Annotated in this window: 24 protein-coding genes and 1 riboswitch; of the genes, 13 read left to right on the plus strand and 11 right to left on the minus strand. The window is 60.9% G+C overall.

Annotated elements, in window-relative coordinates; all coding sequences use genetic code 11:
• Positions 1–12 precede the first annotated feature (12 nt).
• The 8 genes from dnaJ (at position 13) to gyrB (ending at position 9,689) form a co-directional block, all read left to right on the plus strand.
• Positions 13–1,176 (plus strand): molecular chaperone DnaJ, encoded by a 1,164-nt coding sequence (dnaJ, locus tag FDP25_RS09320; protein WP_154151060.1) that lies wholly within the window; start codon positions 13–15, stop codon positions 1,174–1,176.
• Positions 1,177–1,416: 240 nt separating this feature from the next.
• Positions 1,417–1,680, plus strand: a complete 264-nt coding sequence (gene rpsT, locus FDP25_RS09325) for a 30S ribosomal protein S20 (RefSeq protein WP_154151062.1) — start codon at positions 1,417–1,419, stop codon at positions 1,678–1,680.
• Positions 1,681–2,157: 477 nt separating this feature from the next.
• On the plus strand, positions 2,158–3,552 hold the full coding sequence (dnaA, locus tag FDP25_RS09330; protein ID WP_154151064.1) for a chromosomal replication initiator protein DnaA: 1,395 nt from the start codon (positions 2,158–2,160) through the stop codon (positions 3,550–3,552).
• Positions 3,553–3,717: 165 nt separating this feature from the next.
• Positions 3,718–4,836 carry a DNA polymerase III subunit beta gene (gene dnaN, locus FDP25_RS09335; protein WP_154151066.1) on the plus strand — a complete coding sequence of 373 codons (1,119 nt, stop codon included), beginning with the start codon at positions 3,718–3,720 and terminating at the stop codon, positions 4,834–4,836.
• A 53-nt stretch (positions 4,837–4,889) separates the two neighbouring features.
• On the plus strand, positions 4,890–6,002 hold the full coding sequence (gene recF / locus FDP25_RS09340; protein WP_154151068.1) for a DNA replication/repair protein RecF: 1,113 nt from the start codon (positions 4,890–4,892) through the stop codon (positions 6,000–6,002).
• On the plus strand, positions 5,999–6,433 hold the full coding sequence (locus tag FDP25_RS09345) for a VOC family protein (RefSeq protein WP_154151070.1): 435 nt from the start codon (positions 5,999–6,001) through the stop codon (positions 6,431–6,433). Before recF ends, FDP25_RS09345 begins: the two co-directional genes overlap by 4 nt.
• Positions 6,430–7,050, plus strand: a complete 621-nt coding sequence (locus FDP25_RS09350) for a LysE family translocator (RefSeq protein ID WP_154151072.1) — start codon at positions 6,430–6,432, stop codon at positions 7,048–7,050. Before FDP25_RS09345 ends, FDP25_RS09350 begins: the two co-directional genes overlap by 4 nt.
• Before the next feature lie 221 nt (positions 7,051–7,271).
• On the plus strand, positions 7,272–9,689 hold the full coding sequence (gyrB, locus tag FDP25_RS09355; protein ID WP_154151074.1) for a DNA topoisomerase (ATP-hydrolyzing) subunit B: 2,418 nt from the start codon (positions 7,272–7,274) through the stop codon (positions 9,687–9,689).
• Between the two features lie 35 nt (positions 9,690–9,724).
• On the opposite strand, the gene FDP25_RS09360 is transcribed toward gyrB, so the two are convergent.
• From FDP25_RS09360 to FDP25_RS09390, 7 genes are all read right to left on the minus strand, one after another.
• Positions 9,725–11,038: a M16 family metallopeptidase gene (locus tag FDP25_RS09360; protein WP_154151076.1), complete on the minus strand. Its 1,314-nt coding sequence runs from the start codon at positions 11,036–11,038 to the stop codon at positions 9,725–9,727.
• Positions 11,035–12,366, minus strand: coding sequence for a M16 family metallopeptidase (locus FDP25_RS09365; protein ID WP_154151078.1), 1,332 nt, complete (start codon positions 12,364–12,366; stop codon positions 11,035–11,037). The genes FDP25_RS09360 and FDP25_RS09365 overlap by 4 nt, the downstream gene beginning before the upstream one ends.
• A gap of 87 nt (positions 12,367–12,453) precedes the next feature.
• Positions 12,454–12,984, minus strand: a complete 531-nt coding sequence (locus FDP25_RS09370) for a DUF3035 domain-containing protein (protein WP_154151079.1) — start codon at positions 12,982–12,984, stop codon at positions 12,454–12,456.
• A gap of 52 nt (positions 12,985–13,036) precedes the next feature.
• Positions 13,037–13,510, minus strand: a complete 474-nt coding sequence (gene lspA, locus FDP25_RS09375) for a signal peptidase II (protein ID WP_154151081.1) — start codon at positions 13,508–13,510, stop codon at positions 13,037–13,039.
• A 61-nt stretch (positions 13,511–13,571) separates the two neighbouring features.
• Positions 13,572–15,161, minus strand: coding sequence for a bifunctional phosphoribosylaminoimidazolecarboxamide formyltransferase/IMP cyclohydrolase (purH, locus tag FDP25_RS09380; protein WP_154151083.1), 1,590 nt, complete (start codon positions 15,159–15,161; stop codon positions 13,572–13,574).
• A gap of 31 nt (positions 15,162–15,192) precedes the next feature.
• Positions 15,193–16,944, minus strand: a complete 1,752-nt coding sequence (locus FDP25_RS09385; protein ID WP_154151085.1) for a heparinase II/III family protein — start codon at positions 16,942–16,944, stop codon at positions 15,193–15,195.
• Positions 16,945–17,155: 211 nt separating this feature from the next.
• Positions 17,156–18,424: an RsmB/NOP family class I SAM-dependent RNA methyltransferase gene (locus tag FDP25_RS09390; RefSeq protein ID WP_154151087.1), complete on the minus strand. Its 1,269-nt coding sequence runs from the start codon at positions 18,422–18,424 to the stop codon at positions 17,156–17,158.
• A gap of 65 nt (positions 18,425–18,489) precedes the next feature.
• Here FDP25_RS09390 and FDP25_RS09395 point away from each other — a divergent pair, with 65 nt between their 5' ends.
• Both FDP25_RS09395 and thiD read left to right on the plus strand, forming a co-directional pair.
• Positions 18,490–18,669, plus strand: coding sequence for a DUF1674 domain-containing protein (locus tag FDP25_RS09395; protein ID WP_154151089.1), 180 nt, complete (start codon positions 18,490–18,492; stop codon positions 18,667–18,669).
• A gap of 47 nt (positions 18,670–18,716) precedes the next feature.
• Positions 18,717–18,809: riboswitch (TPP riboswitch) on the plus strand.
• Positions 18,810–18,936: 127 nt separating this feature from the next.
• Positions 18,937–19,746 carry a bifunctional hydroxymethylpyrimidine kinase/phosphomethylpyrimidine kinase gene (thiD, locus tag FDP25_RS09400; protein ID WP_154151091.1) on the plus strand — a complete coding sequence of 270 codons (810 nt, stop codon included), beginning with the start codon at positions 18,937–18,939 and terminating at the stop codon, positions 19,744–19,746.
• A 100-nt stretch (positions 19,747–19,846) separates the two neighbouring features.
• On the opposite strand, the gene FDP25_RS09405 is transcribed toward thiD, so the two are convergent.
• The 3 genes from FDP25_RS09405 to FDP25_RS09415 all read right to left on the minus strand — a co-directional run bounded on the left by FDP25_RS09405 (position 19,847) and on the right by FDP25_RS09415 (position 21,986).
• Complete coding sequence (locus tag FDP25_RS09405) at positions 19,847–20,701, minus strand: SDR family oxidoreductase (protein ID WP_154151092.1); 855 nt, start codon at positions 20,699–20,701, stop codon at positions 19,847–19,849.
• A 38-nt stretch (positions 20,702–20,739) separates the two neighbouring features.
• On the minus strand, positions 20,740–21,495 hold the full coding sequence (locus FDP25_RS09410; RefSeq protein ID WP_154151094.1) for a class II aldolase and adducin N-terminal domain-containing protein: 756 nt from the start codon (positions 21,493–21,495) through the stop codon (positions 20,740–20,742).
• Positions 21,496–21,563: 68 nt separating this feature from the next.
• A complete protein-coding gene (locus tag FDP25_RS09415; RefSeq protein WP_154151096.1) occupies positions 21,564–21,986 on the minus strand; it encodes a VOC family protein in 423 nt (140 codons plus the stop codon).
• Between the two features lie 89 nt (positions 21,987–22,075).
• Here FDP25_RS09415 and FDP25_RS09420 point away from each other — a divergent pair, with 89 nt between their 5' ends.
• From FDP25_RS09420 to FDP25_RS09430, 3 genes are all read left to right on the plus strand, one after another.
• Positions 22,076–23,554 carry an AMP nucleosidase gene (locus FDP25_RS09420; RefSeq protein WP_154151098.1) on the plus strand — a complete coding sequence of 493 codons (1,479 nt, stop codon included), beginning with the start codon at positions 22,076–22,078 and terminating at the stop codon, positions 23,552–23,554.
• Positions 23,555–23,691: 137 nt separating this feature from the next.
• On the plus strand, positions 23,692–23,979 hold the full coding sequence (locus FDP25_RS09425) for an HU family DNA-binding protein (protein WP_154151100.1): 288 nt from the start codon (positions 23,692–23,694) through the stop codon (positions 23,977–23,979).
• Positions 23,980–24,060: 81 nt separating this feature from the next.
• Entirely contained in the window at positions 24,061–24,936 is an 876-nt protein-coding gene (locus tag FDP25_RS09430; protein WP_154151102.1) for a DMT family transporter, read from the plus strand.
• Between the two features lie 13 nt (positions 24,937–24,949).
• On the opposite strand, the gene FDP25_RS09435 is transcribed toward FDP25_RS09430, so the two are convergent.
• Complete coding sequence (locus FDP25_RS09435; protein ID WP_154151104.1) at positions 24,950–25,318, minus strand: histidine triad nucleotide-binding protein; 369 nt, start codon at positions 25,316–25,318, stop codon at positions 24,950–24,952.
• Positions 25,319–25,328: the final 10 nt, after the last annotated feature.

Below are 25,328 nucleotides of genomic sequence, written 5' to 3' on the forward strand. Positions count from 1 at the left end.
AGGAGATCCCCGATGGCCAAACGTGATTATTACGAAGTGCTTGGGCTTTCCAAGGGCGCCTCGGCGGACGAGATCAAGAAGGCCTACCGCAAGAAGGCCAAGGAACTGCACCCCGACCGCAACAAGGACAACCCCGACTCCGAGACACAGTTCAAGGAAGCGGGCGAGGCCTATGACGTGCTCAAGGACCCCGAGAAGAAAGCCGCCTATGATCGTTTCGGTCATGCCGCTTTCGAAGGGGGCAATGGTGCTGGCGCACGCCCCGGTGGCGGGTTCGGCGGCCACCCCGGTCAGGGTGACTTCGCTTCGGCCTTCTCGGATGTCTTCGATGATCTCTTCGGCGACTTCATGGGCGGCGGGCGTGGCGGCCCCGGCGGACGGCAACGCGCCGCCCGCGGGTCCGACCTGCGCTATAACCTGCGCGTGACCTTGGAAGAGGCTTATAACGGGCTGCAAAAAACCATCAACGTGCCGACCTCGGTGCAATGCGATGCCTGCGATGGCTCGGGCGCCGAAGGCGGGGCCGAGCCCACCACCTGCCCCACCTGTTCGGGCATGGGCAAGGTCCGCGCACAACAAGGGTTCTTTACCGTTGAACGCACCTGTCCCACCTGTTCGGGCCTGGGGCAGATCATCAAGAACCCCTGCAACACCTGCCACGGGCAGGGGCGCGTTGAAAAAGACCGCGCGCTTAGTGTGAACATCCCCGCAGGTGTCGAAACCGGCACCCGTATCCGCCTTGCCGGCGAAGGTGAGGCCGGGATGCGCGGCGGCCCTCCCGGTGACCTCTATATTTTCATCGAGGTTGCTCCGCATGAGTTGTTCGAGCGCGAAGAAAGCAACCTTTTCTGCCGAGTGCCTGTCTCGATGACGACAGCCGCGCTTGGGGGCGACATCGAAGTGCCGACCATTGATGGTGGCCGCAGCCGGGTGAAGATTCCTGCTGGCTCCCAATCGGGTCGACAGATGCGCCTGCGCAACAAGGGCATGCCCGCCCTGCGTGGCGGCGGGGCCGGGGACATGTTCATCGAACTGGCCGTGGAAACCCCGGTCAACCTGACCAGCCGCCAGAAGGAGCTGTTGCGTGAGTTCGAGGCACTGTCGGAAGACAACAACCCCGAAAGCAAAAGCTTCTTCTCGTCGGTCAAAAGCTTCTGGGATTCGATGAAGTCCTGATCCGGCAGACGGACAAAAAACCAAAGGCGCGCGGCCTTCGCGCGCCTTTTTCATGTCCGACGATTCGTCCTGACCTGATTCTCGTTTGCAATCGCGGCAAACTGCTGTATAGGCGGGCGTCATACATGCGCGTGCGGCCCGCTCTGGCCAGAATCACCCCGGTTGATGCAATGCCGGTTCGGGTTGGCGACGTGCAGCACAGTTAACAGACAGAACCCGAAGCAAAGGTTTGATTCAAAAATGGCAAATACGCCCCAGTCCAAGAAACGCGCGCGTCAGAATGAACGCCGCCTCGCCGTCAACAAAGCCCGCCGTTCGCGCATCCGCACCTACCTGCGCAGCGTCGAAGAGGCCATCGCCTCGGGCGATAAGGAAGCGGCTCAGAATGCTCTGCGTGCTGCCCAGCCCGAATTGATGCGCGGCGTCACCAAAGGCGTTTTCCACAAGAACACCGCGGCGCGTAAAATTTCACGCCTCGCGGCACGTGTGAAAGCTCTCGGCTGAACCACGGCCTAAGCTATTGAATCCAAAAGGCGCCCCTTTGGTGGCGCCTTTTCGTGTTTCTTGTGGCTATCCGAACGGATAGAGATTCTTTTTCCCCAAACTCCGAGTCAAGCGCTAAGAACAGTTGCCGCGGCACCCTGCAAATTGCTAGCTTCGTACCTGCGATTCACGCTTGGGGGGACAGGCAGTCGCAGCGTCGCAAAAAGGTCAATCAGGCCGAACACGCGATGTTGCTCCCGGGGCATATGCTTCGGTCGTCCGACAAGTAGACACGCAACAGACTAGGTTGATTTTACAGTGATGGGGATTTCTGCTTCAACCGGCCTGTTGCCGCATTGAGAGTTCTGTTTCGGCCAAGGCCCTTCCTCCGTTGCTTTGTCAGCGGATCGAATGACCTATGCCAAATGTCTCCCGGCTTGCATCGCATTCGCCGCTATTCGGCGGTCGGGGAATGTGGATATTGTGGAACGGGACAGCATGACACAAGAACAATGGGGCCAGGTCAAACAACAGCTTCTCAAAACGGTTGGGAGCAACAATTACAAAACCTGGATTGAGCCGCTCGAATTGCAGGAGGTTGCCGATGGGGTGGCGACTCTCGCGGCACCCACCAGCTTTCTGGGCAATTACGTATCGCAGAATTTTGGTGATCTGATCCTCTATCAAATGGGCAACATCAACGGCGACGTGCGTCGCATCAATTTCAGCGTCGCCGCCAACAGTGCCGCACGCCCGACTGCGCCCAAGGCCGACAGCACGGCCACGTCGACATCCGAAGACACCGCGTCCCCCGCGCCCGGCGCCAAAGTGGCCGCGGCCAGCGAAAGCCTTTTTCCCACCGCGCCACTGGATGATCGCTTCACCTTCGACAGTTTCATCGTCGGCAAGCCCAACGAACTGGCCCATGCCGCGGCCAAGCGTGTCGCCGAAGGTGGCCCCGTCACCTTCAACCCGCTGTTCCTCTACGGCGGCGTGGGCCTTGGTAAGACCCACCTCATGCACGCGATCGCGTGGGAGCTTCAGGCACAGCGCCCCGACCTCAGCGTGATCTACCTGTCTGCCGAACAGTTCATGTACCGCTTCGTGCAGGCCCTGCGCGACCGCAAAACCATGGACTTCAAGGAAATGTTCCGCTCGGTTGATGTGCTTATGGTGGACGACGTGCAATTCATCGCCGGTAAGGAAAGCACGCAGGAAGAATTCTTTCACACCTTCAACGCGCTGATCGACCAGAAAAAGCAAATCATCATCTCGGCCGACCGCGCACCCGGTGAAATCGCCAACCTCGAAGAGCGGATTCAATCGCGCCTGCAATGCGGCCTTGTCGTTGACCTGCACCCGACCGATTACGAATTGCGCCTCGGCATCCTGCAATCCAAGACCGAACAATACAGCGCTCAATACCCGGGCCTGAAGCTGGCCGATGGCGTGCTTGAATTCCTCGCGCACCGCATTTCAACCAACGTGCGCGTGCTCGAAGGGGCCTTGACCCGGCTTTTTGCCTTCGCCTCGCTCGTGGGCCATGAAATCACGCTGGAACTGACGCAGGACTGCCTTGCCGATGTCCTGCGTGCCTCCGAACGCAAGGTCTCGGTCGAGGAAATCCAGCGTCAGGTTTCGGATCACTACAACATCCGTCTCAGCGACATGATCGGCCCCAAGCGCCTGCGCAGCTTTGCGCGCCCCCGTCAGGTGGCCATGTACCTGTGCAAGCAACTCACCAGCCGTTCCCTGCCGGAAATCGGCCGCCGCTTCGGCGGGCGGGACCATACCACCGTGATGCATGGTGTGAAACGGATTGACGAGTTGAAACAGCAGGACGCCCAGATCGCGGAAGACCTCGAAATCCTGCGCCGGACGCTCGAAGGCTAAGCGCCTTTCCCGCCACACATCCAAAGAGCGGCCCGCTTCCGCGGCGCCGCTCTTGACGCGCCTGTGAATAAACCCGAAAACACAACAAAAGGCTTGAGGCCAAAGGGGAAGTTGCTAACGTGCTCCCCCGGCCAGAAGGTCGGCACCTGACTAGGGAGCGAGGGTATGAAACTCAGCATCGAACGCGGAACGTTGCTCAAGGCCGTGGCGCAGGCTCAATCGGTCGTCGAACGCCGCAACACCATTCCGATCCTCGCCAATGTGCTGATCGAAGCCGAAGGTGACGCCGTTCATTTCCGCGCCACCGACCTTGATATCGAGGTGGTCGACAAGGCCCCGGCGCAGGTCGAACGCGCCGGCGCCACGACGGTTTCCGCCGTGACCCTGCACGAGATCGTCCGCAAGCTGCCCGATGGCGCGCTTGTCACCCTCACCGACGATGGTGCCGCAGGGCGCCTGACGGTCGAGGCGGGCCGCTCGAATTTCAACCTCGCGACCCTGCCGAAAGAGGACTTCCCGGTGATGGCCTCGTCGGAATACAGCGCCAATTTCTCGGCCCCTGCGCCGGTGCTGCGCCGCCTTTTCGACAAGTCGAAATTCGCCATCTCGACCGAGGAAACCCGTTATTACCTCAACGGCGTCTACATGCATGTCTCCGAGGCCGAGGGCGGTAAGGTCCTGCGCTGTGTGGCCACCGATGGCCACCGCCTTGCCCGGATCGACGCCGACCTGCCCGAGGGGGCCGAGGATATGCCCGGCGTCATCGTGCCCCGCAAAACCGTGGGTGAATTGCGCAAGCTCTTGGACGACGACGATATGAAAATTGCCGTGTCGGTCTCGGAAACCAAGGTGCGTTTCGCCACCCCCGACATCACCCTGACCTCCAAGGTGATCGACGGCACCTTCCCCGATTACACCCGCGTCATCCCGCAGGGGAACACCCGCAAGATGGAAGTGGACGCCGCCGAATTCGCGCAGGCCGTGGATCGTGTGGCCACCGTCAGTTCCGAACGCTCGCGCGCGGTGAAACTTACCCTCGACGAAGACCGGCTTGTTCTCTCGGTCAACGCGCCCGATAGCGGCGCGGCCGAGGAAGAATTGGCCGTGGCCTATGGCGACGAACGGTTGGAGATTGGCTTCAACGCCAAGTACCTGCTGGAAATCGCCAGCCAGGTGGACCGCGAAAACGCCGTGTTCCTGTTCAACTCCTCCGGCGACCCGACCCTGATGCGTGAAGGCAATGACACCTCGGCGGTCTATGTGGTCATGCCGATGCGCGTGTGACACGGGCAGGACGCCTCCGGCGGGAGTATTTTTGGAAAGATGAAAGGGCGTGAATGCCCGGCCTCTACCTTTCGACCCTGACACTCTCGCATTTCCGCTCTCATAAGGGCGCGCGACTGTCATTGGATGACCGCCCCGTTGCGATTTACGGCCCCAACGGCGCGGGCAAGACCAATATCATCGAGGCGGTTTCGCTGTTCTCTCCCGGTCGCGGGTTGCGCCGCGCCGCCGCGCAGGACATGGCCCGCCGTCCCGAGGCCTTGGGCTGGAAAGTTACCGGCCACTTGCATTCCCTGCATCAGGTGCACGAGGTCGAAACATGGTCCGAGGAGGGGGCCGCCCGCCAAACCCGGATCGACGGCAAAACCGCAAGCCAAACCGCGCTTGGCCGTATTGCCCGTGTGCTGTGGCTGATCCCCTCGATGGATCGCCTCTGGATCGAAGGCACCGAAGGGCGCCGCCGCTTCCTTGACCGCATGACGCTCAGTTTCCGGCCCGATCATGCCGATGTGACGCTGGCCTATGACAAGGCCATGCGCGAACGGAACCGCCTGCTCAAGGATCAGGTGCGCGACGGGCATTGGTACATTGCCCTTGAACGGCAAATGGCCGAGGCCGGGGCGGCGATCCACGCCAACCGCCTTTTCGCGCTTGAACAGTTGCAGGCCGCGCAGGCGCAGGCCGAAACCGCCTTCCCGGCGGCGGACTTGGAGCTGACCACCACCGAGGGCGAGATGCCAGAGACTGTCTCGGACCTGCGCGATGCCCTCTCGGAAAGCCGCTTTCGCGATCTGGCCGCCGGGCGTACGCTTGTCGGGCCGCATCGTTCGGACCTCTACGGGGTCTATGCGGCCAAGGGCGTGCCGGCCCGCGATTGCTCGACCGGCGAACAAAAGGCTCTGTTGGTCTCGCTCATCCTTGCCAATGCCCGCGCGCTGACACAGGATTTCGGCGCTCCGCCGCTTCTTCTGCTCGATGAGGTCGCCGCCCACCTCGATGCCACCCGCCGCGCCGCGCTATATGATGAAATCTGCGCGCTTGGGGCACAGGCCTGGATGACAGGCACCGGGCCGGAACTTTTTTCCGAGATGGGCGAGCGTGCCCAATACCTCGAAGTGACCGAGGCTGACGGCGTCAGCACCACCCAAGAAAGGCCCACACCATGACCCCACAACGCGTTACCCTCGTTACCCTTGGGGTTGCCGACCTTGACCGCGCCAAGGCGTTTTATGCCGCCCTCGGCTGGACCCCGGCGGAAGAAAACGAAAGCATCGCCTTCTACCAACTCAATGGTCAGGTTCTTGGCCTCTTCGGGCGCGCGGCCCTTGCCGCCGATCAGGGGCGGCCCGATACGCCCCTTGGCACCGGGGCCATGACCCTTGCCCAGAATTTCGAAACCGAGGCCGAAGTCGATGCTGCCTTTGCACTCGCTCTTTCCGCCGGGGCGACAAAACTCAAAGCCCCTGAGAAAGTTTTCTGGGGCGGTTACTCGGGTTATTACGCCGACCCTGACGGGCACGTCTGGGAAGTGGCGATGAATCCCTTCTGGCCCTTGGCCGAAGATGGCAGTCTCACCTTGCCGGACAGTACGTCATGAGCCTCACACCGTTTGACCTCTGGCTATATGCGGGTGCGATGCTCGTGTTGTTCCTGACGCCCGGCCCGGTCTGGCTGGCCCTGATGGCGCGTGGCATGGGCGGGGGCTTTCCCGCTGCGTGGCCTCTCGCCCTCGGTGTCGCCGTGGGCGATATTCTTTGGCCCCTTCTGGCGGTGCTTGGCGTCACATGGGTGGCCTCCACCTTCGATGGCCTCATGGTCGCCCTGAAATACGTGGCGGTGGTGATGTTCGCGGTCATGGGCATTTTGCTTATCCGCAACGCCGACCGTACCATCGCCGCCGACAGCCGCCTTACACGTCCCGGTGCCTGGGCGGGCTTCATGGCGGGGCTGGCGGTGATCCTCGGAAACCCCAAGGCGATCCTGTTCTACATGGGCATGCTGCCGGGGTTCTTCGATCTGGCCTCTGTCACCCCTCTGGACATTGTCGCCATCGTCGCGATTTCCTTTATCGTGCCATTGGGCGGCAACCTGACCATGGCGTTCTTCATCGACCGGTTGCGCCGCCTTCTGGCCTCGCCCCGGGCGTTGCGCCGGACGAACATCGTTTCGGGTGTTTTGCTGATCGTCGTGGCGGGTCTCATCGCGGTTAGCTAGCGGAGTTTCGTACGACTCGTACGAAACACTTTCGAGCCCCCCGGATTTTCGTACGAAAATGGCCGGTGTGGCGTACGACTCGTACATTCGTACGCCTTGTTAACCCCTTGATTCGCGAGGCGATTTCAATTCGGCATAAAACCACAATCTGTTGTGGTGTTTGCGTGACATTGCCACAAGAAAAGCGTATAAAATCGCAAACTTGTCAGGGATAAAAACGCATGGCCGAAGCAGTACCGTCGCCCGAAGATTATGGCGCCGATTCTATCAAGGTTCTCAAAGGGTTAGAGGCTGTCCGCAAGCGGCCCGGCATGTATATCGGCGATACCGATGATGGCTCTGGTTTGCACCACATGGTCTATGAGGTGGTCGATAACGGCATCGACGAGGCGCTTGCCGGTCATGCCGATGCCGTAACTGTCTCGATTCACAAGGATTCTTCCGTTTCGGTCAGCGACAATGGCCGTGGTATCCCTGTGGACATGCACGAAGAAGAGGGGGTTTCCGCCGCCGAGGTCATCATGACCCAACTGCACGCCGGCGGGAAGTTCGACAGCAATTCTTATAAGGTTTCCGGGGGGTTACACGGTGTGGGTGTCTCCGTGGTGAACGCCCTTTCGGATTGGCTGGAACTGCGCATCTGGCGCAACGGCAAAGAGCACTACGCCAAGTTCGAGCGCGGGGAAACCGCCGAACACCTCACTGTTGTGGGGGATGCGGAGGGCCGGAAGGGTACCGAGGTGCGGTTTCTTGCCTCGACCGACACTTTTTCCAACCTCGATTACAGTTTCGAGGTCCTCGAAAAACGGCTTCGCGAACTGGCCTTCCTGAACTCGGGTGTGCGGATCATCCTGCGCGATGAACGCCCTGAGGAGCCGCTTGAAACCGAGCTGCACTACGAGGGCGGCGTTAAGGAATTCGTCAAGTACCTCGACCGGCACAAGACCCCGATGATCGAAGAGCCGATTTTCGTGACAGGCGAACGCGATGACATTGGGGTCGAGGTGGCGATGTGGTGGAACGACAGCTATCACGAGACGGTTCTGCCCTTCACAAACAACATTCCGCAGCGGGATGGCGGCACCCATATGGCGGGCTTTCGTGGCGCGCTGACGCGGACCATTCAAAAGTACGCACAGGAAAGCGGGATCGCCAAGAAGGAGAAGGTTAATTTCACTGGTGATGATGCGCGCGAGGGCCTGACTTGCGTGCTATCCGTGAAGGTGCCCGATCCGAAATTCTCCAGCCAAACCAAGGACAAGCTGGTCAGTTCCGAGGTGCGCCCCGCGGTTGAGGGTCTGGTTAACGAAAAGCTGTCCGAATGGTTCGAAGAGAACCCCAACGAAGCCAAGATGATCGTCGGAAAGATCATCGAAGCCGCCCTTGCACGCGAGGCCGCCCGCAAGGCGCGCGAGCTGACTCGCCGCAAGACGGCAATGGATGTGAATTACCTTGCCGGGAAGCTCAAGGATTGCTCCGAGAAAGACCCGGCCAAGACCGAACTTTTCATCGTCGAGGGTGACAGCGCCGGGGGTTCGGCGCAGACCGGGCGCGACCGGGGTACACAGGCGATTCTGCCGCTCAAGGGTAAAATCCTTAACGTTGAGCGCGCGCGTTTCGATCGCATGCTCTCAAGCCAGGAGATCGGCAATCTGGTGATGGCGCTTGGTACCGGGATTGGCCGGGATGAGTTCGACATTTCGAAACTGCGCTATCACAAGATCGTTCTGATGACCGACGCCGACGTCGATGGCGCACACATTCGGACGTTGTTGTTAACCTTTTTCTACCGGCAGATGCCCGAGTTGATCGAAGGCGGTTACCTCTATATCGCGCAACCCCCCCTCTACAAGGTTATGCGAGGAAAATCAGAGGTTTACCTCAAGGATGAGCCGGCGCTTGAGGATTATCTGATCCAACAAGGAACCGTCGATGCGGTTCTTCGGTTGGGGTCGGGTGAGGAGATCGTGGGCCAGGATTTGGTGCGCGTGGTCGAGGACGCACGACAAGCCAAGCGAATTTTGGAAGCCTTTCCAACGCATTACCCGCGCCACATCCTTGAGCAGGCAGCCATTGCCGAGGCCTTTGTTCCGGGTCGTGCGGATGCCGATTTGCAAGGCGTTGCCGATGCCGTCGCGGCCCGTCTCGATCTTATCGCGCTTGAGTATGAACGCGGCTGGCAAGGTCGCCCGACCCAAGATCAAGGTATGCGACTTACCCGCATTCTGCGCGGTGTGGAAGAGGTCCGAACACTTGACGGGCCCGTCTTGCGCGGCGGTGAGGCGCGCAAACTCGGACAGATGACCGAAGCCTTGCGGGACATTTACAAAGAGCCCGCAACCCTTGTTCGCAAGGAGCGCGTGCAACAGATTTACGGACCTCTCGACCTTCTGGATGCGATCCTGAAGGAGGGTGAAAAAGGTCTGACGCTTCAGCGCTACAAGGGTCTGGGCGAGATGAACCCCGATCAGCTTTGGGAAACCACTTTGGACCCAGAGGCGCGTACGCTGTTACAGGTGAAAGTGGATGACGTGGCCGAGGCCGACGACCTCTTTACCAAGTTGATGGGCGACGTTGTGGAGCCCCGCCGCGAGTTCATTCAGCAAAACGCCCTGAGTGTAGAAAACCTTGATTTCTAAAGTCTCTGCGCCGCCTGTGAGGGCGGCGCATGCGGTTAGTTGATGGTGGTCTCAATTCCCTCGGGCTGCCCCGTGATCACGAAGGTCAGGCGCGACGGGTCAAGCAATTCCCTGGCCACCCGGTTCACATCTTCCAAGGTGACAGCCTCGACCATATCGTTGCGGTTCTGGATATAGTCTTTGGGTAATCCTTCCATCTGCATGGCGACGGTGATCTCGGCAATCGGGCCATTCCCGTCGAACCGCAGAGGATAGGCACCCGTCAAATATGTCTTGGCGTCCTGCAATTCCTTTTCGGTCACGCCGTTTTCGCGGATGCGAGCCCATTCATCGCGGATCACCTTGACCGCTTCGGCAATCCGGTCGTTCGCGGATGAGACCGACCCCATCCAAAGCTGTGCGCCGTCTTTGTCTGACAGATAGGAATAAACACCGTAAGTCAGGCCGCGTTTCTCTCGTACCTCGTTCATAAGTCGGCTTTCGAATGATCCTCCGCCAAGGATATGATTCAGAATAAAGGCGGCAAAGAAATCCGGGTCTTCGCGATCAATCCCCGGTTGGGCAAATAGGGCAACGGATTGCGGGGTTTCGAAATCAACGACCTTGACGCCACCCGGTAAGTTTAGTTTCGCGGGACCGGGCAGAGGCGGGCCTTCTTCCGGTAAATCGGCTAGAAGGTCATCAAGCAGGGTTTTTAATTCTTCGGCGGTAATGTCACCAACGGCGCTGATATAGAGCCTGTCGCGGACCAAGGCGGCCCTGTGCGCTGTCACAAGGTCATCGCGAGACAGACTGGCGACGCTGTCCAATGTGCCGTTGACAGATGTGGCATAGGGGTGATCTCCATAGACGATGTTGTCAAATGCCATTCCAGCCAGATCGCGAGGATCCTTGAGGGAGGAACGGATGTTCGATTCCACTTGCGCCCGAACACGTTCGATCGCCGCCGAATCGAAACGTGGATTCACGAGGCTCTCGCGCAGCAGCTTAATAGCCTCGTCCCTGTTTTCTGTCAGGAAGCGGGCGGAAATACTTATGGCATCATCGCTGGCATTGTAGCGGAACGATGCTGCAAGGCCTTCTGTGGCCTTGGCAAAGGTGCGGGCGTCCATGTCGCCGGCTCCTTCCTCCAATAGACCCACCATCAGATTGACAGCGCCCCGTTTGCCGGGGGCATCAAGAGATGCACCACCCCGAAACCTGAGTTGGAGCGAGGCAAAGGGAATGTTGTGATCTTCCACCAGCCAGGCCTCAAGCCCGCCGGGCGTGGTGATTTCCTGTACATCGACATCTGCCTGTGCCGGAAAGGCCAAGAGGGTCAGGCAAAGCGCGAACACATAGCGGATCATTGGGTTACCTCCGGTGCGGTCAGCCATCCGGTTACGGATTTCTTGCGGTCCAGGACCTCACGCGCGACTGTCATGATGTCCTCGGGCGTGACGGCCTGAAGGATGTCAGGCCAGGCTTGCACATCCTCGACCGTCAGGCCTTGGGTCAATGCGCGGCCATAGCGATTGGCAAGCGCATTCACATCGTCGCGGGCATAGATTTGCGCGGCGCGGGCCTGCATCTTGATACGCTCCAATTGCTCGGGGTCTACGCCGGTGTTGAGGAACTCCGTCAGAACGCTGTCCAATCCGGCCTCGGCCTGCTCCAGAGTCACGCCTGGGGCCGGAACCACGTAAAAACTCAGGGTCGTGTCATCCAGAGACTTGCCGCGATAATAGGCCGAGGTATGGACGGCGAGTTGTTTGTCGAATTGCAGCTTCTCGGCCATGATGGATGTGCTTCCACCCCCAAGAATATCGGCCAGCAGGGTCAGGGCCGCCGCTTTTTCCTGTGCACCGCTGTCGCGTTCGGGCGCAAGGTAGCTACGGGTGACGTAAGGCTGTGCCACGCGGGGATCCTCAAACGTCAGGCGGCGCTCGGCCATTTGGCGCGGCTCGGTTGCACGGCTGCGTTCGGGAAGATCCGGATTTGCCGGGATTGCCCCGTAATAGGTTTCGGCGAGGTTGCGCACCTCATCGGGTTGAACATCGCCAGCGACTACAAGGACCGCGTTGTTGGGGGCATAATATGTCTTGTAGTAATCAAGTGCCGCGGCAAGGTCCAAATCGCGCATTTCGTGCTGCCAGCCGATGATTGGCACACCATATCGATGGTTCAGATACTGGGCGGCGTTCTTCTGTTCACGGAACAGGGCGCCGGGATTATTTTCGACGCGTTGATTGCGTTCTTCGATGATTACGTCGCGTTCAGTTGCAATATCTCCTTCATCGAGTTGAAGGTTCTCCATCCGGTCGCTTTCCATACGCATCATCAATTCGAGCCTGTCGGCAGAAACTCTTTGAAAATAGGCCGTATAATCGAAGCTCGTGAAGGCATTATCGCTGCCGCCATTGCGCGATACGGTGGCCGAAAACTCACCGGGTTCAAGGGTTTCGGTGCCTTTGAAAAGAAGGTGCTCAAGGAAGTGGGCCACACCGGAAACGCCGGGTTTTTCGTCGGCGGATCCGGCCTTGTACCACACCATGTGCACAACGACCGGGGCGCGATGATCCTCGATCACCACAACGTCCATACCGTTGTCGAGTGTGAAGGATGTCACCTGATCCTTGGCGCGCGCGGGCAATGCGATCACGGCGGTCATCATCAGGCAGGCAAGAAGCAGGCGCATGGAGTCCCTCCAAGGTTTGCATATCCCACGAAGATACGCCCGGACCATCCAGTTTCAAGCGTGTTGACGTAGCTGTGAGCGCCGAGCTCAGTCCACTTTCGGAGGAGGTGCCGTTGGTGTTTCGATGCCCAAACGACGGAGCCTGCGTTGCTCGGCATGGCTGTCCAGCCACTGGCGTTTGTAGGCATCGGTGTAGTCATCGGTCGGACCAAGGCGCAGGATATTCACGCGTCCATGGCGGCGGCGAACTTCCTTGTCTTCGACGGCGAGGGTTTGGCGAATACCAGCCTGCACCCCATAGCGAGAGGTATGCCGTACCAAACCGGCATCCCTTTGAGATGCCGCACCTGCGCCAAGGGCCGCAGGATTGCCGCCGAGGGCGGCCACGCCGTCACCTTTGGGGTTCTGGTCGGTCAGGTTCGCAGCACCCGGCGTGGGCGCGGGCAATGCCGCGTAATCTTCGGGTGCCTGAAGTTTCTTGCCGGGCAGAATCGCAAATTCGTCCGGGCCTTCGCCGGGTTTCTCGATCCGCCTAAGCTGAATATCCTCGCCGCGGTTCGAGCACCCCGCCAAGAGTGCCAGAACAACGACCAATACTGTTGCGCGCGACAAGATCATCGCCCCTCTCCGAAACAATTCGCCCTAGGCTTATCGCATCCAGACGCCAAGGTCACGAGGCGTTTTTCGACTCGGTGCTGAAGATCACCATACCGAAGGCTCCGGCGAAAACTGCGATGTCAGCAATGTTGAATGCATAGGGGTTGTTGATCCCGCAGCACGACATGTTGATGAAATCCGCAACAGCCCCGTACATCAGGCGATCAACGACGTTGCCAAGCGCCCCGCCCACCAGAAGACCGGCGGCGATTTTTTGCCATCGGCCTGCCGGGTCGGCGCGTACCCACCATATGACAGCTGCTGAAATGACCAAGGCAACCGCGATCAAGGTCCAGCGGGTCAATGGGCTGTCCTGGGCCATGAGGCCAAAGTTGATTCCATAATTCCACGCCATCCGCAGATTAAAGTATGGCGGCCAAATATCGATTGCTCCGACCCGCGGCAGCTCGAGCATGTGGACGACGACATACTTCACGACCTGATCCGCGAGAAAGGTAACGGCCGCCACCCAGAAAACGGTGCGCATTGTGCTCTCCTGCCTCGGGCGGCCAAGTCTGGCCACCCTGCTTTTTCTCGTGTTGCGTCGTTTAGTGCCGGAAGTGGCGCATGCCGGTCAAGACCATTGCAAGCCCGGCGTCATCCGCCGCCGCGATCACTTCGTCATCACGCATGGAGCCGCCGGGATGGATCACAGCAGTTGCCCCGGCTTCGGCTGCGGTCAGAAGGCCATCGGCGAAGGGAAAGAATGCATCCGATGCGACGACGCTGCCTTGGGTCAGTGGCGCCGACAGGCCAAGGGCATCGGCCATGTCCTGTGCCTTGCGGGCCGCGATACGGCAACTGTCGACGCGGCTCATCTGCCCGGCGCCAACGCCCACGGTGGCACCATCCTTGACGTAAACGATGGCGTTCGATTTCACGTGCTTGGCAACCTTCCAGGCAAACAGCATATCCGCCATTTCCGCCTCGGTCGGGGCACGCTTGGTCACGACTTTCAGGTCGTCTTGTGTCAGGCGCCCGTTATCTTTGTCTTGCACAAGGAAACCGCCCGATACCTGTTTGAGCGTCAATGCCGCCTCGGCGGGGTTTGCCAGACCTTCGGTCGTCAGAAGGCGCAGATTTTTCTTGGCTGCAAAGATGGCTTTCGCATCCTCGTCAGCACCGGGGGCGATGACGACCTCGGTGAAGATTTTCGAGATTTCCTCGGCAGTCGGGCCGTCAAGCGGCTGGTTCAGTGCTATGATCCCGCCAAAGGCCGACGTGCGGTCACAATCGAACGCTTTGCTATAGGCCTCTTGCAGGGTCGCGCCTTGCGCGACGCCGCAGGGGTTGGCGTGCTTGATGATCGCACAGGCAGGGCCCTCGGCCGTTGCAAATTCGCTGACGAGCTCAAAGGCCGCGTCCGTGTCGTTGATGTTGTTATAGCTCAGTTCCTTGCCCTGATGCTGTGTTGCTGTGGCGACGCCGGGGCGAGCGGAGCCATCCGTGTAGAACGCCGCTGATTGGTGCGGGTTCTCACCGTAACGCAGGGTTTGGGCCAATTGTCCTGCTACAGCACGGCGGCGCGGTGCGGTCTCTTCAAGAGCTTTGGCCATCCATGTCGAAACCGCTGCATCATAAGCGCCTGTCCGGGCATAGGCCGTCAGTGCCAGTTTCTGGCGGAAGGCATAAGAGGTCTGGCCGTCATTGGCAGCAAGTTCGTCAAGCAGGGCCGGGTAGTCCTCGACATCCACAACCACGTTGACGAAGGCGTGGTTCTTGGCTGCGGCGCGGATCATCGCCGGGCCGCCAATGTCGATGTTCTCGATGCAGGTGTCATAATCGGCCCCCTTTGCGACGGTTTCCTCGAAGGGGTAAAGATTGACCACCAGAAGATCGATTGCACCGATGCCATGATCGGTCATCGCCTTGACGTGATCGTCGTTGTCACGCAGGGCCAGAAGCCCGCCATGCACCATGGGGTGCAGGGTCTTGACGCGGCCATCCATCATTTCCGGGAAGCTTGTTACATCCGCCACGTCGCGCACCTCAAGCCCCGCGTTGCGCAGGGTTTTCGCGCTACCGCCAGTGGAGAGGAGTTCGATCCCGCGCTCGGCCAGGGCTTGGCCAAGCTCGACCAGTCCGGTCTTGTCGGAAACGGAAAGTAGGGCACGGCGGACAGGGGCGAGATCGGTCATTGGCAGCAGATCCTTGAGTCTTGAATTTTTGTCATTCGTCTTCGGTCATCAGATCGGGCTCAAAATCATCCTGTGTCAGGTCGCGGATACTTATCGGCGTGTCCTGAGCCTTGGCCAATGACCAACGTATGCGCGTCGCATACTCCATTGTGCGGCCGGATAGAACGATTTGTTTGGTCGCACGTGGCTTGAGGCGCGTTCTTTCGAGGTAGACACTGGATTGTAGCGCCATCTTGGTGCGGCCATCGGTACGAAAAACCCAGATTTCGCCACTCTTGAGGGCCATGGATACTGCCGTGCCCGCCATGTCTAGGGAGGCGTCGACCTCGGGGTGGAGGTGGAACCGGATCTCGAAGGGTATGCCCTCCAGCCGTTTGGCATCCATGGCCTTATCAAATTGCTTTTGGTCCTTGGGCGTCAGCGCCGCAAGCATGTCTTCGCCGGCAACGGCGCGACCGTCGAAGGTCAGGTCGATGATGCGGGCGTGGGTCAGGCCATAGGAGGAAACATATCCATCATGACCGCCCTCAAAGCGCAGGCCGTCGGGGGCCTTGGCCATTTGAATGGGGACGTTCGTGGGAATTTTCGTGAGTAAATCCAAATCCTTACGGGCATTTCCAAGCCGTGAGCTTGAGCGACCGTCAAGCATCAGGGTGGAATGGGAGGGAGTCGCGCGGCCCGCGCGGCGCCAGTCTTGACCGAAATTCGCACCAGAGCCGCAGTTGACGATCAGGGGGCGGCGGCCCGAGGTGAGCTCGAACGCGAGGGTCGAGGCGTGGGCATTGATCGAGGCTGCGCCGCTTGGGGGTGGGGCGGCGTCGATGATCAGGCTGGAGCGGCCCGCGCTGATGCGGGCGTAACCCATTGATAAGCCATCGGATTTACGGCCCTTTACGCCGCTTGTGGCAAGCGCGTTGTCCAAACGCCCTTCAAGCCCGCGCCCGCCACCGTGAAAGCGGGCAAGGCCGCCGTCAGCATGGCGCAGGGTGCGCAGGGTGGGGGCGATACGTTCGATCGCGGCCCAATGGGCATCGCTGGCGGAGCGTCCGGCTTCGCTGAGGGCCATGGCGGCCCATGTCAGCAAAGTGAAAACGTCCAGTAATTCCTCGGGGTTACGGGTTGGAATGCCGCCCTCGTCGTCGATCTGCGACTCACATTCGCGCGACAGGGCGTGCAGGGCCGGATCGACATGGCTTTCCATTCCCTCAAGAGAGAGACCGGCATAGACAAGACCCGTTAACGCCTCGAATCGAGGCAGGCCGGGATGCGCGCCCTTCCAGCGACGTGATAGGAAAATTGTCTGTTGTGCCAATGACTTATAGAAAGCGTCCGAGGCCTCGCGATCCCGCGATTGGAGCAGGAACAGCGCATGTGAAATCCAGCGGATCAGGCGCCGGCCCGTCAGGTCGGGCGTCCAGCCGGGGCCGCGGCCGGGGCCGAAGCGGGTGATCCATGTCCAAAGCCAATCCTGTGCGCGATTGCGGGCGGGAAGATCGCCCGCGGCGGCCAGATCATCCAGCCAGCCAAAGCCGTGCAGGGCCTCGGCGTAGTCGGAATCGGGGGCTTTCAAATCCCAGATGTTGGTATCGGGCTCTTGCAAAAGGTGACCTGAAAACAAGAAGTTACCGGCACAAAGTTGCCGTCCGCGGGCAAAGCTGCCGATGGTGCGCGGCTCGGGGTTGTAGGTGAATCCCGTGGCCGGGCGCGAGAGGGTGGCGCGCTTGGCTTCGATACGATCAAGGATGCGCGATAGCCGCGCCGACAGGTTTACGGGGTGTGACATATGCCTTGCCTCTGAACGCTCTTTCCGGCGCTGTTTTGTGGGGACTATACCGCGAGGGGCCGCGCAAGTCACCGTCGGATTGGCAGATCAGCGGCACCAAGGCGCAATTCTGTACAGTTTGTACAGAGACACCCCGAGTTTTGTACAGAAGTCGACGATGCGCCGAGCAAGTATGTACAAGTTGTACAGAACGCCCGGCGGAAAACCCCACTCAGCGTCGGAGACAGGCGATGTAGAACCCATCCATCCCGCCCAGATCGGGCCAGTGATCGGGGCGCAGGCGAAGGCCGCCTTCTTCGGTGGTCCAGTCGGGGTCAATGCCCGGACGGTCAAGCGCGTCACGATCCACGGTCAGGCCGGGGTGACCTGCGCACGCATCGTCAACCTGACATTCACCTTCGTCCGGCAAAAGCGAACAGGTGCAAAACACCAAACGCCCGCCGGGCTTGAGGAGGGTCAGGGCATGAGCGAGCATGGCCGATTGCAGCGCGATAAGCTCGCCGAACTCAGAGCCGTCCTTGGCGAAGGGCAGATCAGGGTGGCGGCGGATGGTGCCGGTGGCCGAACAGGGCGCATCGAGCAGGATGGCGTCATAGGGCCCGCCATCATGTTCCAGCGCATCGCCGGTAAGGCAATTGGCCGTGAGGCCGCAGCGGGAAAGGTTTTCGGTGACACGCTCCATCCGGCGGTGCGAGAGGTCGAGGGCGGTCACATCGGCCCCGGCAGCGGCGAGTTGCAGGGTCTTGCCGCCCGGTGCGGCGCAAAGATCAAGGATTTTCTCGCCCGGTTGGGGGGCGAGGATTTGCACCGGCAGGGCGGCGGCGGCATCCTGCACCCACCAATCGCCGGTATCGAAGCCGGGAAGGGTGGAGACTTGGGCCGCGTCGGTGAGGCGGATCGAGCCGGTGGGTAGCAATTGGCCGCCCAGTTTTTCGGCCCAAAAGGCGGCGTCGGCCTTTGGCGTGATATCAAGCGGTGCGCCTTGGAAGTGCGCGCGTTCCATGGCATTGACCCGCCCCGCGCCCCATGCGGCCACAAGCGGATCGCGCAGCCATTTGCGCAGGCGGGGAATGCGCAGGTCATTCCATGAGCGCGCGCCATCTTCGGCGGCCTTGCGCAGCACGGCGTTTACCAACCCCTTGAGGTTGCCATAACGTTTGTTGCGCCCGACAAGGCCCACCAGATCGTTGACCACGCCATGGGCATCGCCGCCCATGCACAGTTCGACCGTACCGAGCCGCAGGATGTTGAAGACATGCAGCGGCGGGGGTTTGCGCAGGTGACGATTGAGCAAGCGGTCGGCCCGGTCAATGCCGCGAAGGGTGTCGTTGGCAAGGCGCTGGGCGCGGGCGCGGTCGGCCGGGTCGAGCCGGTCAAGCTTTCCAGCGGCGATGAGATCGGACATGAGCCGCCCTTCACCGATCACCTGATCGAGAAGGTAAACCGCGCTTTGGCGGGCGTTTGGCGCGGGTTGCGGCATGGGAACTCCTTGGACATGGGCGTGGCGCGGCGTATATCAGGGGCAAGTAAGCAAAGGAAGAACCCATGACCGACGAGCAAAAGGACCTTCCCGAGGCGGCCAAGCGGGCCTTGGCCGAGGCCGAGGAACGGCGGCAAAAGGCCGAGGCGCAAGAGATGCCCAAGGAATTGGGCGGACGGCGCGAGGGGCTGGAGCCTGTGCGCTATGGCGACTGGGAAAAGAAGGGCCTTGCGATTGATTTTTGATCGCGTTGGTCTTTGCGGTTGACGCTGGTGTGGGCACCCATAGGTTAACCTTGCGACAGGGGCGCCCCGTATCGGGCTGAGACGGACCCTTGGAACCTGAACCGGATCGTACCGGCGGAGGAAGTCGCGGGGATGACCGGCCTTTTTCGCATTTCGTGGTCTGCTGCCCCGCCTTGATCCGGCGGGAAGGAGAATGACGATGATAAATGCAGAACAGTATCCAGAGACAATGCGCGCCGTGTTGCATGTGAGCATCCGGGGGCGCGCATGAGCGGGCGCGTGGCGAATATCCTGTCGATTGCCGGGTCGGACCCATCGGGCGGCGCGGGCATTCAGGCGGATCTGAAGGCGATTTCGGCCAATGGTGGTTATGGCATGGCGGCCTTGACGGGCCTGACCGCGCAGAACACCCAAGGGGTGCAGGGCGTGGAGCTTGTCGCGCCGGAGTTCGTGGCGGCGCAGGTGCAGTCCATTCGGGAGGACATCCGGGTGGACGCGGTCAAGATCGGGATGCTGGGCACGGTGGAGATCATCGAGGCCGTGGCCAAGGCGTTGGACGGTTTGGAAGCGCCGGTTGTTCTTGATCCGGTGATGGTGGCCAAGGGCGGTGATCGGTTGTTGCACGCGGAGGCGGTGGCCGCGTTGCGCGATACCTTGTTGCCGCGGGCGACGGTCATCACGCCGAACCTGCCCGAGGCGGCGGACCTGCTGGATGAGGGTGAGGCCGGTGGTCTGGACGCCATGGAGCGGCAGGCGCGGGCCTTACTGGACATGGGCGCGCGGGCGGTCCTGTTGAAGGGTGGCCACATGGGCGATGTCGAGGCGGTGGATTTGCTGTGCGAGGGCGAGGGGATGACGCGGTTGCGTGCGCCCCGACATGACACCCGCAATACCCACGGGACGGGCTGTACCCTGTCGTCGGCCTTGGCGACGTGGTTGGGGCGGGGGGATGCCCTTTCGGAGGCGGCGGCGAAGGCCAAGGATTACATCGGCGCGGCGATTGGGGCCGCGGATGAATTGGAGGTGGGGCAGGGCCATGGGCCGGTGCACCATTTCCATGCGGTGTGGCGCGGTTAAAGCGTTTCCAGTTACTGTTGCATCACCAGTACCCTGCCAGGCCTACGGCCTTCTCGGGACATTGGTGAAACACTTTGATTCAAGGTAAACTGGAAACGCTCTAATCGACCTCTGACAGTAGCGCCTGTAGGCCGCTGCGGTAATCCGGGTAGATGAGATCGACGCCCAGTTCGTCCTTCATCCGGGTGTTATCGACGCGTTTCGACTCGGCATAGAAGCTGCGGGCCATGGGCGTCATCTCGGCGGTCGCGAAGTCTTCTTCGGGGGGCAGGGGCGCGCCGAGGAGGTCGGCGGCATAGCCGATCACGTCTTGCGGCGGGGCCGGGTCATTGTCGCAGACGTTATAGGCCGCGCCGGGGTTGGGGCGATTGATCGAGGCCTCAAGGACCTGTGCGATGTCGTCCACGTGGATGCGGCTGAAGACCTGCCCTTTTTTGACGATGCGGCGCGCGGTGCCCTTGCGGACCTTGGCGAAGGGGCCGCGCCCGGGGCCGTAGATGCCCGCCAGCCGGAAGATATGCAGCGGCAGGCCGGGGATGGATTGCCAGTCGGCCTCGGCCTGAACCCGCAGGTGGCCGCGTTTGGTGGAGGGGGTGAGGGGGGTATCCTCGGTCACCCATCCGCCTTGGTGGTCGCCGTAGACGCCGGTGGTGGAGAGGTATCCCGCCCAGTCGAGCCGGGGGGCGAGTTTCGTGATCTCGTCCCGGTACTGGTTTAGGATCGGGTCGCCGTCTTCGTTCGGGCCGGCGGAGATGAGCAGATGCGTGGCCTGCTCGAAAGCCTGCGTGAGGTCATCTCCGGGCCAGATGACTGGCATGATGCCCTCGGCGCGCAGCGCCTCGGCCTTGTCCGCGCTGCGGGTGGTCCCAAAGATGCGCCAGCCTTGGGGCAAAAGTCGGCGCGCGAGCGCGCGCGCCGAATAGCCGTGACCGAATGAAAGCAGTGTTTTCGTCATGCCACATGAATTGGAGATACAGGACGGAAAGGCAAGGGTCAGCTTGCGTAACTGTCGCCTTCTTCGTCCAGAATCGCCTTGAGTTCGGCAAGGTGGCGCGCGTCCTGCTCGGGGTAGTTTTCAAGCTCCTGCGCGGTTTTCTCGGCCACGTCATCGGAGAGGACGCGCAGGGGCTGCCCGGTTTGCAGGGCGCGGATGTAGGTTTCGGCGGCGCGTTCGAAATAATAGAGCCGGTTGAAGGTCTCGGCGACGGTGTCACCGATGATCATGACGCCGTGGTTGCCCATGATCATGACCTTTTTCCTGGGGTCATCGAAAAGCTGGGCGCAGCGCTCGCCCTCGTCCTCGAAGGCCAGCCCGCCATAACCGTCGTCAATCACATAGCGATTGAAGAAGGTGGCGCAGTTCTGGTCGATCGGGGGCAGGCGGCTGTCGGCGAGGCTGGCCAGAACGGTGGCATGGATGGAATGGACATGCATGGCGCAGCGGGCGTGCGGGCAGTGCCGGTGCAACCCGCCGTGCAGGCCCCATGCGGTGGGGTCGGGCGCGCCGGGTTTGTTCAGGGTTTCGGGGTCATTTGCGTCGACTTCGATCAGGTCCGAGGCCTTGATGCGCGAAAAATGCATCTGGTTGGGGTTCATCAGGAACCGCGTGCCATCGTCGTTGATCGAGAGGCTGAAGTGGTTGGCGACGGATTCGTGCATGTTGAGGCGGGCCGTCCAGCGGAAGGCGGCCGCAAGATCGACCCGTTCGTCCCAGTGGGTGAGGTTGGCGGTTTGTTTCGGTGCGTTCATGGGTGTGTCCTTTCGCGGTTTGGCGAAAGGGTCGGGGAGGGCGTTGGGGAAGTCAATGGGGCCTGAGCCTAGTCTTTCGGTCTAGACGGGACCCAGCAGTAGCCATCGGGACACAGAATAAAGCATTCGCGCAGGCCGTGGGGCTTGTCGGTGGGTGGTTGCAGGATTGTGCCGCCTGCGTCCTCGGCCTGCGCCGCCGCCTTTTCGGGATCGCAATCATAGAGCCGGATTTCGATGCCCGCGCCGCGGGGCGGATTTTCTGGCAGGAGGTTCAGCAAGGGGTTTTCGGCATAGGTGCCATCGGCATGTAACTGGAGGATATTGCCGCCATGCGTCATGATCGCGAAATCCTTGCTTTCGCGATGCGATGTCATGCCGAAGACGGTTTCCAGGAAGCGGGCGGTGCGGGGCACGTTGGTCACAAGGATGTTGAAGCCGAAGCCGCGTAGCGAGGCGCCGAACTCTTCCGGGCTGACGGTTTCATAGTCCATTGCGGCCTCCCCTTGGTGTCATCGTCAGGTTGATCGTGCGGTGGGGGCGTGTCAACGTGGGTTCCCGACAGGTTGTGAGAGGAAAGCGAATGGCGAGTGACGATCCTCAGGTTCTGGAGCCGGAGGTGCCTGCACGAGAGGCGTTTACCGATGCGGCGGAGGCGGTGGAACGGCTGGAACTGCTTTATTCCCGCGCGGTCGAGCATCTTTGCGCCGCGTTTCGCGGGGCCATGGCGGGCGATGTGCCACAGGACCGGGTGCGTGCCTATTACCCCGAGATTCGGATCACCACCCAAAGCCATGCGCAGGTGGACAGCCGGTTGAGCTTTGGCCATGTGGCCAACCCCGGCACCCACGCGGCAACGGTGACGCGGCCCGCATTGTTTCGGAAATACCTTGAACAGCAGATCGGGCTTTTGGTGAAAAACCACGAGGTGCCGGTGGAAATTGGCGTGTCGGACACGCCGATGCCGGTGCATTTCGCGGTGGCCAATGATCCGGGCATGACCGTACCACAGGAAGGGGCGGCGCAGTTTACCCTGCGCGATGTCTTTGACGTGCCCGATCTGGCGACGACGAATGATGACATCGTGAACGGGATTTTCCAGTCGGGGGCGGATGGTGTGGGGCCGCTTGCGCCCTTTACCGCGCAACGGGTGGATTATTCGCTGGCGCGGTTGGAGCATTACACGGCGACTGACCCGGGGCATTTCCAGAACCATGTGCTGTTCACCAACTACCAGTTCTATGTCAGCGAATTCGAAGCCTTCGCGCGGCGGGCCTTGGCCGACCCCGAGAGCGGCTATACCTCGTTCGTGGGGACCGGAAATGCCGAGATCACCGGGCCGGACGATGCCCTGGAGGTGCCCGGCAAGCTTCCGCAGATGCCGACCTATCATCTCAAGCGGGCGGATGGATCGGGGATCACGCTGGTCAATATCGGCGTGGGGCCGTCGAACGCGAAGACGGCCACGGACCATATCGCGGTGCTGCGCCCGCATGCATGGGTGATGGTGGGGCATTGCGCAGGACTGCGCAATTCGCAGCAGTTGGGCGATTTCGTTCTGGCACATGCCTATTTGCGGGAGGACCGGGTTCTGGATGCGGACCTGCCCGCCTGGGTGCCAATCCCGGCACTGGCGGAAATCCAGATCGCGCTGGAACAGGCAGTGGCGCGGGAGACCGAGCTTGAGGGCTATGACCTCAAGCGGGTGATGCGGACGGGGACCGTGGCCAGTTTCGACAACCGCAACTGGGAGCTGCGCGAACACACCGGACCGGTACAGCGGTTGAGCCAAAGCCGGGCGATTGCCCTGGACATGGAAAGTGCGACGATTGCCGCCAATGGGTTTCGCTTTCGTGTGCCGTATGGGACATTGCTGTGCGTGAGTGACAAGCCGCTGCACGGGGAGTTGAAATTGCCCGGCATGGCGAGCGATTTTTACAAGGCGCAGGTGGCGCGACATTTGATGATCGGCATCCGTGCGATGGAGACCTTGGCGACCATGCCATTGGAGCGGATTCACAGTCGGAAACTGCGAAGTTTCGAGGAAACGGCCTTTTTATAGGGAAATTCTCAAGAAAATCGTGACAAAATGCAGGAAAACGGCTTGCCTTTGCCCACTATTCGTTGTGTTTAATCGCTATATACAGTTAGATTATGCGCATGAGGCCCAAGAGACGGGCAGACACAGGAGACCAGAAAATGGCAAAACCGATGACCAAAACCCAGCTTGTTGCGGCCCTGGCCGAAGAAATGGGCACTGACAAGAAATCCGCCGGCGGCGCGCTGGATGCGATCGTGAACATCATCACCCGCGAAGTTTCGGGCGGTGGTGCCGTGACCCTGCCGGGCGTCGGCAAGATCTATTGCCGTGAGCGCCCCGAGCGCATGGTGCGCAACCCCGCCACCGGCGAGCAGATCAAGAAAGACGCCGACAAGGTGGTGAAGATGACCATCGCCAAGGCGCTGAAGGACAGCGTGAACGGCTGATCTTGCAAACCTTCGAATTTCAGGAAAGGGTCGCCACAAGGCGGCCCTTTTCATTTTGGGCCATAAGGAACGGGGACAGGCATGGATATTCGCGCAATCGTCATGGGGGTCGCTTTCGCGGTGATGTGGTCGAGTGCCTTTACCTCGGCCCGGATCATCGTGGCCGCGGCGCCGCCGTTGACGGCGCTGAGCCTGCGGTTCCTGATCTCGGGGCTGTTGGGGGTGCTGATTGCCCGGATGCTTGGGCAAAGCTGGCACCTGACGCGCGGGCAGTGGCGGGCGACGATTGTCTTCGGGGTTTGTCAGAACGCGCTTTATCTTGGCCTTAATTTCGTTGCCATGCAGACCATCGAGGCGGGATTGGCCGCGATCATCGCCTCGACCATGCCGCTATTGGTGGGGCTGGCCGGGTGGTTGATTTTCGGGGAACGCATCGGCGCGCTGGGTGTGGTTGGCCTTTTGGCCGGGGTCTTGGGCGTGGTGATCATCATGGGCGCGCGCCTGAGTGGCGGGGGTGTGGACATGTACGGGCTGGCCCTTTGCGTGGCCGGGGTCTTTGCCCTGACCTTTGCCACCTTGGCCGTGCGCGGGGCGACCTCGGGCGGTAATTTCCTGATGGTCGTGGGGTTGCAGATGCTGGTGGGCAGCCTTGTCTTGGGCGGCGCGGCGATGGGGTTGGAGACCATCGTGGTCGACTGGAGTTGGACGCTGATCGCGGCCTTCGCCTATACCACGCTTGTTCCCGGGCTGGCGGCGACGCTGGTTTGGTTCATGCTGGTCAACCGGATCGGGGCGGTGAAAGCGGCGACCTTCCACTTTCTCAATCCCTTCCTGGGGGTGGCGATTGCCGCGGTGATCCTGAACGAGCAACTGGGCCTGCGTGAAGGCTTTGGCGTTGCGGTGATCATGGGCGGTATTCTGGCGGTGCAGCTATCGAAGCAGAAACGCGTGCGCTAATTACAGCGGCGCGTCACGCCTTTTCCAACATCCGCCCCAAGGGGCGCCCGCCAAGGATATGCACATGCAGGTGCGGCACCTCCTGCACGCCGTTATCACCGGCGTTGGAGATCATGCGAAACCCGCCGTCCTCGACCCCCTTGAGTTTGCAGACCTCGCCGATGGTGCGGGTATAATCGGCAATCTCGGCGTCCGAGGCGGTTTGCGCGAAATGATCGTAGCAGACATAGGGCCCTTTCGGGATCACCAGAACATGCACCGGCGCCTGCGGCTGGATGTCGTTGAAGGCAAGGCTGTGCTCGGTTTCCAACACGGTATCGTTGGGAATCTCGCCGCGCAGGATTTTGGCAAAGATGTTCTGATCGTCGTAGGTATAGGGCATTGGGTTGTCC

Source organism: Roseovarius bejariae (assembly GCF_009669325.1).
GTDB lineage: Bacteria > Pseudomonadota > Alphaproteobacteria > Rhodobacterales > Rhodobacteraceae > Roseovarius > Roseovarius bejariae.